Source organism: Streptococcus sanguinis, assembly GCF_013343115.1.
GTDB lineage: Bacteria > Bacillota > Bacilli > Lactobacillales > Streptococcaceae > Streptococcus > Streptococcus sanguinis_H.
On record NZ_CP054570.1, the window covers coordinates 1,972,928 to 1,980,000 of the forward strand.

Here is a 7,073-nt window from a genome sequence, read left to right on the forward strand (position 1 = left end):
ATTCATTCCTCCGTATATTCCTTCATTTTAAAGCGTCCTAGACGCAGTGCATTGACGACAACTGATACTGAACTCAAGCTCATGGCCAGACCAGCCAGCATAGGATTGAGCAAGGGACCGCCGAAAAGATGCAATAGCCCCATAGCAATCGGGATGCCCAGTGTATTGTATGCAAAAGCCCAGAAAAGATTTTCCTTGATATTGCGGATAGTCGCCTGGCTGAGCTTGATAGCCTTGACTACATCCTGCAAATCACTATGCATGAGCACTACATCTGCCGACTCAATAGCTACATCAGCGCCTGATCCGATGGCAATTCCCACATCTGCCTGAACCAGAGCCGGTGCGTCATTGATACCGTCTCCGACCATAGCCAGTTTTTTCCCAGCTTCCTGTAAGTTCTTGATAGCAGTGGCCTTACCATCTGGCAATACACCTGCGATGACTTTTTGGATGCCAGCTTTCTGGGCAATAGCTGTCGCAGTTTCTTCACGATCTCCTGTCAGCATGATGACTTTCAGCCCCATAGACTGGAGCTCCTGCACCGCCTTCAGACTGCTAGACTTCATCTCATCTGCTACCGCTAAAATACCTGTCAGCTGTCCATCTATTGCGACAAACATAGCTGTCTTCCCTTCTTGGGAAAGCTCCAACAACTGTTCTTGAAAGGCACTGCTGTCAATGTTCTTTTCTTCCATCAGAGACTCATTGCCGACCAGAAGATGCTTACCTTCAACCTGAGCTGACAAGCCTCGGCCAACAATGGCCTCAAAATGACTGACAGGCAGCAAGTCAAGTCCCTCCTCTTCAGCCGCTTCCAATATAGCCTGAGCCAAAGGATGCTCAGAATGCTGCTCAGCACTAGCTATTAGCTGCAACAAGTCAGAGCGATTAAAAGCACCTAAAGGTAACAAATCCGTCAGGCTGGGCTTGCCAATCGTAATCGTCCCCGTCTTATCAAGAACAATAGTATCCAGCTGATAAGCAGCTTCCAAAGCCTGTCCAGACTTAATCAGAATTCCATTTTCAGCCCCTTTACCAGTCCCAACCATGATGGCTGTCGGAGTGGCTAACCCCAGCGCACAAGGGCAGGCAATGACCAGAACTGCGATAAAGATTGACAGAGAAAAGCTAAGACTCTCACCAGCCAGAAAATACCAGCCCAGCGCGGACAAAGTAGCCAAGATCAGCACGATTGGGACAAAATAGAGTGAAATCTTATCGGCCAAAGCCGCTATCGGCGCCTTAGACCCCTGCGCTTCCTCCACTAATCTAACAATCTGAGCTAAGGTCGTATCCGAACCAACCCTAGTTGCTTGATAGTCAATACTACCATTTTGATTGATTGTGGCACTGGTAATGGTGTCGCCGACCTTCTTTTCAATCGGGACACTTTCACCAGTCATCATGGACTCATCCACAAAGGTCTGCCCCTCTATTACAAGGCCATCTACCGGCATACGCTCCCCTGGCTTGATACGGATAATATCTCCAACTCGGATATCCTCCGTATCAATGGTTACAGCCTCGCCATATCGAATCACTGTCGCGTGACTAGGTACTAGCTCAAGCAGAGATTGAATCGCTTGAGACGTCTTCCCCTTGGCTGAACTTTCCAGATATTTACCTAGAAGAACCAAGGCAATAATCACTGCAACCGACTCAAAATAAAGCTGATGAACAAAGGGATGATGACCTAGAAAAACCTGACTGACTGAGTAGAGGCTGTAGAAAAATGCTGCGCTGGTCCCCACCGCAATCAAACTATCCATATTGGGATGTTGCTTGATAAGATTGCGAAATCCTCTCTGATAAAAGCCTCGACCAATCCACGCAGCAGGCAGAGTCAAAAGCAGTTGTGACAGAACGAAGACCAAAGGGTGCGCCATATGGTCCAAGAAGCTAGGCAGAGGAAGACCGACCATACTACCCATTGAGATATAAAGCAAAGGCAGAGCCGTAAGTAAAAGAATCAGTAGTTCTTGTTTCTTTCTTCGTAATGCTTGCGTTCTGGCTACAGCCTCTTCGTTTACGTCAGACGGTTTGGCTATGCCTTTTTCTTCTGCCTGATAACCAGCCTCGGCTACAGCAGCCAGCACTTGCTGGCTGTCAAATCCCGCCTTAGGAAGCAAACTGAGGCGTTCTGTCGCCAGATTGACACTGACATCCTCAACCGTTTCTAAATCTTTGACCGCCATCTCCACTGTCATAGCACAAGATGCACAGGTCATTCCTGATAGCTTGTATTCTTTTTTCTCACTCATCAATGCGTCTCCTTTCCATGCCCGCACCGACACTGACCTTGCGGACAGTGGCATTTAATTTCCAGCGGAGCCGAAGCTCTTTTCTTATCAATGACTTGGCTGAGCCGCTCCAAGTCCCTTTGACTAAACTGACTTCTCTCAATCATCGAAATCAAAAGGTCTCCATGTTTAGTGTTACAGATATTGTCAAAAAGAGCCTGCCAAGTACTTTCCAGATGGTCCGCTTCTAAAATCCGAGCATCATAGTAAAACTTACCCTCGATCTTTTCCATAGCGATAAATTCTTTGGTCTTCAGACGATTCAAAAGAGTCTTGATGGTTGCCGGTTTCCAGGAAAAATCGGCTTCCAAACGAGCTATAATCTCTGTACTGCGACTGTGTGGATACGCCCATAGCACACGCATCACTTGCCATTCTGCTTGGCTAATATTTTGCTGTTCCATTGTTTAACACCCCCTTATCATTTACATTTGTAATCTAACTCTTTATTAGTTTACATTTGTAATCGTAATTTGTCAAGTGTTTTTATCATCATTTTCCGATATACAAAAAAGAAGGCGGGATAATTCCGTCTTCTTACTTTATTTATATTAGTGCGCCAACATTTCTTGGGCAATTTCTTGACCAGTCAACTTACTTGGATAGTAGGTTGGCCAGTTTTCCAGCTCGTCAAAGAGTGCCTCCTGGCTTTCGCCACCATAGAAGATATGGAAGTGAGCCGCCTTGGTCGGTGCAATGTTGTGGTCGCTAAACTGAACATACTTGTACTCCCCAGCATCCTCGTCTGTCGCTTCAAACATGAAGCGAACTCCACGATTTCCCTTAGAGTAAGTCAGAGTGTGCTTGCCAACGTATTTATACGTATATTTCTTGGATTTTCCATCTACCACAAATTCCATAGTCTTGTCTGTGATATTGATATTGGAAACATCTGTTTTGTAGCCCTTGTCATAGTAGTCCTTGTATTCAGCTGCCGTCATTTTCCCAGTCAGCTTAGCCTTGTAGTCAAAGACTTGATCCAAGGTACCGTCCTTCAGATAAGGGTAAACAGACTGCCACTCGCCAGCATAGTCAGACAAAGTACGATCCTTGACGGCACTGTCTTCAAAGTAGCCGTTTTGGACTGTCTTATCGTCTTCTTCTTTCTCGGCTGCAATCTCCGCTCCCTCTTGGTCAGTTGTCTTCTTGAGAGCCTTTAGATTGGACTGCATGATAGAAACATAGTCTGCCCCATCCTTGGTCTGCTCTTCGGTCAAGCTTTCCAGCGGATTCAGGACATCAAGCTCTACACCTGTTTCCTTAGCTAATGTAGAAGCCAAAGCCTGGGAAGCATTCTCTTCAAAGTAAATATACTTGATTTTATTTTTCTTAATATACTCGGTCAATTCAGCCAAGCGTGAAGCGGATGGTTCACTGTCTGGTGAAAGTCCAGAAATTGGCACCTGCTTCAAACCATAGTCCAATGCCAGATAGTTAAAGGCTGCGTGCTGAGTAACAAAGCTCTTTTGCTTGGCATTGGCCAAACCATCCTCATATTCCTTATCCAAGGCTTCCAGCTTCTTGATATAAGCTGCTGCATTTTTCTCAAAAGCAGCTTTCTTGTCAGGATAAGACTTGCTCAAGCTATCACGGATGTGCTCCACCATTTTAATAGCCCGCTTCGGAGATAACCAAACATGGGGATCATAGGCATGATGATGTCCCTCTTCCCCATGGTCGTGGTCTTCTTCCTCTTCACCATCAGGCAGCAAGAGCATATTACCTGTCGCTTTGATAACCGTTTCTTCCTTATTTTTTAAAGTTTTTAGCGTATCTGGGACCCAAGTCTCCATGTTTTCATTTTCATAGACAAAGGCATCTGCATCCTGAATCTTCGCAACTGCCTTCGCAGAAGGTTCGTAATCATGTGGCTCTGTACCGGCCCCGATTAGAAGTTCAACATTGGCCTCATCTCCAGCCACCTGCTTGGTAAACTCATAAACCGGATAAAAAGTCGTGACAATATTGAGCTTGCCATCTGCATTTTTTTGATTAGAACAAGATACTAAGAAAATACTCAGTAAACCTGCTAATAGTAAGCTAATTTTTTTCATTTTCTGCTCCTATTTCATAAATTTTTTGACCAGATTGACCAGCAAGAACAAGCCGACGAAGATAATCGTAATGCTAGCGCTAGCTGGCGTCTCTGCATAGTAAGAAATATAAAGTCCGGCAATCATACCAAAGAAACCAATGGCATTTGCCAGCAAAATAACCGACTTGAAATTTTTCCCAATCCGCAGAGCAATACTGGCCGGCAAGACCATAATGGTCGAAACTAGCAAGGCTCCCGCAGCTGGAATCATGAGGGCAATCGCAACACCCGTCACGATATTAAAGAGAATGGACATGGTACGCACAGGCAGCCCATCCACAAAGGCCGTATCCTCATCAAAGGTCAAGATGTACATGGGGCGAATAAAGAGGAAGGTCAAGACAAGCACCACAGCAGCAATAACAAAGAGAGAAATCACCTGCTCCATACTGATAGTCACAATGGAGCCAAACAGATACTGATCCAGACTCATTGAGCTAGAACTCTTGCCCTTACTCATAACAATCAGGGAAATAGCTAAGCCGGTTGACATAAGAATGGCCGTTCCGATTTCCATGAAATTCTTATAGATAGTCCGCAGATACTCTAAGAAGACTGCTGCGATAATGACGACAAGCACCGTTGTGAGAGTGGGCGATAGTCCAAGAACCAAACCAAAAGCTACACCTGCCAATGAAACGTGACTGAGCGTGTCACTCATAAGGCTCTGCCGACGTAAAATCAGGAAAGTCCCCAAAATCGGTGAGAAGAGGCTCATGGCAATAACTGCCAAGAAGGCCCGCTGCATAAAATCATAGGAAAATAGATTAAGCATGGCTCACCTCCTGTCCATTGTCGCTTTCATGCACATTGAAACAGCGCCAAGGTGAGTCCTGATTACGGACCAGGTGAATGTTGCGGTCAGCATATTTACGAACTTCTTCCGGATCGTGTGTAATCATCAAGACAGCTTTTCCATGCTTGTGAGCACTATGGTGCATGAGCTTGTAAAATTCATCCTTGCTGCCTGCATCCATTCCTGTTGTCGGCTCATCTAGGACAAAAATATCCGGATCCGAAGCAAACATCCGAGCAATCACAGCTCTCTGCTTTTGCCCACCAGAGAGAGAACCAATCCTCTTATCCCGATGTTCCCACATTCCAACTGACTCCAGACTAGCCTTGATATGCTCTTCATCATGCTCATTCAAACGACGAAACCAACCCTTACGCGGATAACGTCCCGACTTGACAAACTCATATACCGTACTAGGGAAACCTGCATTAAAACTAGCAATCTGCTGAGGTAGATATGCAATCCGCAGTTTCTTGCCTTGCACATTAGTCTTGGAAATCTTCACTTCCCCATACTTAGGTTGCAAAATACCCAAACTAGCCTTTATAAGAGTCGTCTTAGCAGCTCCATTTTCCCCCGTCAAAGTTACAAACTCCCCACTGTCTAGAAAATAATGAATATGCTCCAGCACAGGCTCCTTGTCATAGTAAAAGGAAAGATTATCGACTGTGATATATCTCATTTACCAATCTCTCCCACCAAGGCTTCCAAGAACTTCGAAATTGTCGCCTGTTCACTAGCAGAAAACTGCTCAGCCAATTTTTGATACGTCTCCAAAGTATGTGCGTGATGATGCTGATGTTCCTTTGCAATCGGCTGAGCTAACTCAGTCAAACGGTAAAAGGTAACCCGTGCATCTCTCTTATCTTTAAAGGCTTGCAGCATCTCTTGCCGAACCAAGGATTTCACAGCCTTGGTCACAGCAGCTTGACTCACATTCAGTTTTTTTGCCAAATCAGAATTTGTCAAGGATTCCTCAGACAAAAGCATCAAAATATGCTCCTGCGTATTAGTTAAAGGCACATCACTCGTGCAAGAACCAATCAGAATCTCATGCTGATTTTCTGCCTTCAAAATAACTTCATTTAAAAATTGATCGATCTTATCTGCTAAATGAGTCATTTCCTCCTCCTTCTCTTAACCAGTTAAAGCTTTACTGGTTAATTATATCACAAAAAAGAAAAGAGTCAAGAATTTTCAGTAAAAGTAAAATGCTTTTCACAAAAAATATTTAATCATACAATTAGATTCTTAAGTCCTAAATAAAACTCAATCATAGAATGAAAAGCAACAAACTAAGCTGCCTCTTATTAGCATTCTAGATTCTATAAACAATTTGATGGTGAGTCCATTACATTAGTTGAGTGTGGATTTACAAGTAAAATCATGATTCAATCTTCCGCATTAGCTTGCAAATAATTACTAAAGAAAAAACAAAAAAACGAAGTAAAAATACTTCGCTAAACTTAAGCTATACCGGCGGCCGGGGTCGAACCGGCACGTCCTTGCGGACACTGGATTTTGAGTCCAGCGCGTCTGCCAATTCCGCCACGCCGGCTCAAGTTTTTAACTGGGGTAGCTGGATTCGAACCAACGCATGAGGGAGTCAAAGTCCCTTGCCTTACCGCTTGGCGATACCCCAATAATAATAAATAGGCGAGTGATGGGGATCGAACCCACGCATGCCAGAGCCACAATCTGGTGTGTTAACCACTTCACCACACCCGCCATATTTAAACACGGGCAGTAGGAATTGAACCCACACTGAAGGTTTTGGAGACCTTAGTTCTACCTTTAAACTATGCCCGTAAAGGTTATGGAAGGGGAGGGATTCGAACCCCCGAACCCGAAGGAGCGGATTTACAGTCCGCCGCGTTTA

General features: G+C 44.7%; 6 protein-coding genes and 5 tRNA genes (1 of these 11 cut by a window edge). All 11 read right to left on the minus strand.

Annotated elements, in window-relative coordinates:
* Nucleotides 1–2 precede the first annotated feature (2 nt).
* Nucleotides 3–2,264 (minus strand): heavy metal translocating P-type ATPase, encoded by a 2,262-nt coding sequence (locus FOC72_RS09415; RefSeq protein ID WP_002896836.1) that lies wholly within the window; start codon nucleotides 2,262–2,264, stop codon nucleotides 3–5.
* Nucleotides 2,264–2,707, minus strand: coding sequence for a CopY/TcrY family copper transport repressor (locus tag FOC72_RS09420; protein ID WP_002896837.1), 444 nt, complete (start codon nucleotides 2,705–2,707; stop codon nucleotides 2,264–2,266). The genes FOC72_RS09415 and FOC72_RS09420 overlap by 1 nt, the downstream gene beginning before the upstream one ends.
* Nucleotides 2,708–2,854: 147 nt before the next feature.
* Entirely contained in the window at nucleotides 2,855–4,357 is a 1,503-nt protein-coding gene (locus FOC72_RS09425) for a zinc ABC transporter substrate-binding protein AdcA (RefSeq protein ID WP_002896839.1), read from the minus strand.
* Between the two features lie 9 nt (nucleotides 4,358–4,366).
* Nucleotides 4,367–5,173 carry a metal ABC transporter permease gene (locus FOC72_RS09430; protein WP_002896841.1) on the minus strand — a complete coding sequence of 269 codons (807 nt, stop codon included), beginning with the start codon at nucleotides 5,171–5,173 and terminating at the stop codon, nucleotides 4,367–4,369.
* A complete protein-coding gene (locus FOC72_RS09435) occupies nucleotides 5,166–5,876 on the minus strand; it encodes a metal ABC transporter ATP-binding protein (RefSeq protein WP_002896842.1) in 711 nt (236 codons plus the stop codon). Before FOC72_RS09435 ends, FOC72_RS09430 begins: the two co-directional genes overlap by 8 nt.
* Complete coding sequence (locus FOC72_RS09440) at nucleotides 5,873–6,316, minus strand: zinc-dependent MarR family transcriptional regulator (protein ID WP_002896843.1); 444 nt, start codon at nucleotides 6,314–6,316, stop codon at nucleotides 5,873–5,875. The genes FOC72_RS09435 and FOC72_RS09440 overlap by 4 nt, the downstream gene beginning before the upstream one ends.
* Before the next feature lie 352 nt (nucleotides 6,317–6,668).
* Nucleotides 6,669–6,752, minus strand: a tRNA-Leu gene (locus tag FOC72_RS09445).
* 12 nt (nucleotides 6,753–6,764) lie between these two features.
* Nucleotides 6,765–6,836 (minus strand) — tRNA-Gln (locus tag FOC72_RS09450).
* Between the two features lie 13 nt (nucleotides 6,837–6,849).
* Nucleotides 6,850–6,922 (minus strand) — tRNA-His (locus FOC72_RS09455).
* A 10-nt stretch (nucleotides 6,923–6,932) separates the two neighbouring features.
* A tRNA-Trp gene (locus FOC72_RS09460) sits at nucleotides 6,933–7,003 on the minus strand.
* Between the two features lie 8 nt (nucleotides 7,004–7,011).
* A tRNA-Tyr gene (locus FOC72_RS09465) sits at nucleotides 7,012–7,073 on the minus strand (it continues 19 nt past the right edge of the window).